Genomic DNA, 1,378 nt, shown 5'->3' on the forward strand with positions numbered 1-1,378 from the left:
GCCGCCGCCTTGCCGTAGTCGGCCGGCGCGTCGGCCGGACGCGGCGTCTCGCCCGCGCGCTCGATCCAGCCGCCGCCGAGCGAACGATACAGGTCGACGAGATTCGACCAGCGCGCGAGCCGCGCGCTGATCAGCTGCTGCTGCGCCGAGTACAGATCGGTCTGCGCGGTCAGCACCGACAGGTAGCTGTCGACGCCGTTCTTGTAGCGCAGATCCGACAGATCGTAGCGGCGCTGCTGCGCGTGCTCGTTGCGCTCGAGCGCCGCGATCTGCTGATCGTACGTGCCGCGCGCGGCGAGCCCGTCCGACACTTCGCGGAACGCGCTCTGGATCGCCTTCTCGTAGTTCGCGATCTCGATGCGCTTCTGCACGTGCGCGAGATCGAGATTCGCGATGTTCTGCCCGCCCTCGAAGATCGGCAGCGCGATGCTCGGCGCGAACGACCACGCCGCCGTGCCGGCCTTGAAGAGACCGCCCAACGTCGGGCTCGCGGTGCCGAACGCGCCCGTCAGCGAGATCTTCGGGAAGAATGCCGCGCGCGCCGCGCCAATGTTCGCGTTCGCCGCGCGCAGCGTCTCTTCCGCCTGCATGATGTCCGGCCGGCGCGTCAGCAGATCGGACGGCAGCCCGGCCGGAATGTCGGTCAGCAGGTTCTGCGCGTTGAGCGGCAAGCCGGCCGGCAGATCGTCGGGCAACGGCTCGCCAACCAGCAGCACGAGCGCGTTGACCGCCTGCGCGCGCGCCCGCGCCTGCGCCTGCTGGTTCGCGAGCGCCGTCTCGACGACCGTCTGCGCCTGCCGCAGATCGAGCTCCGAGCCAGTGCCGTTGTCGAACTGCAGCTTCGTCAGGTCGTACGACGCGCGCGCCGACTTCAGCGTGTTCTCCGTGACCTGCAGCAGGTCGTCGGTCGACAGCAGCGTCAGGTACTGGTCGGCGACGCTCGCGACGAGCGCGATCTCCGCCGCCTTGCGGGCCTGCGCGGTCGCGAAGTACTGCGCGAGCGCCTGGTCCTTCAGGCTCTGCACGCGGCCGAACAGGTCGAGCTCCCATGACGCGGACACGCCGACGTTGTACGCCCGCGTGATGAGCGGCGCGCCGGTGGTGGACACGCCGGCCGGATAGCGCTGGATCGCACCCGTGCCCGTGCCGTCGAGCGTCGGGAAGAGGCCCGCGCGCGTGATCTGATACTGCGCGCGCGAAGCCTCGACGTTCAGCACCGACACGCGCAGGTCGCGGTTGTTCTTCAGCGCGATCTCGATCAAGCGCTGCAGGCGCGGATCGACGAAGAACTCGCGCCAGCCGATGTCGACGGCCGCCTGGCCGTTCGCGCTGCGCGCGCCGGACGCGGCGCCCGGCTGCGTGGCGTAGACGCCGTCGG

General features: G+C 70.4%; 1 protein-coding gene. It reads right to left on the reverse strand.

Translation table 11 applies throughout. From position 1 onward, the window contains the following. Window positions 1–1,378: efflux transporter outer membrane subunit (locus tag WS69_RS07495; RefSeq protein ID WP_059470174.1), on the reverse strand; the 1,378-nt coding region annotated here is incomplete at both ends.

Origin of the sequence: Burkholderia sp. BDU5, from assembly GCF_001522845.1 — a bacterium.
GTDB lineage: Bacteria > Pseudomonadota > Gammaproteobacteria > Burkholderiales > Burkholderiaceae > Burkholderia > Burkholderia mayonis.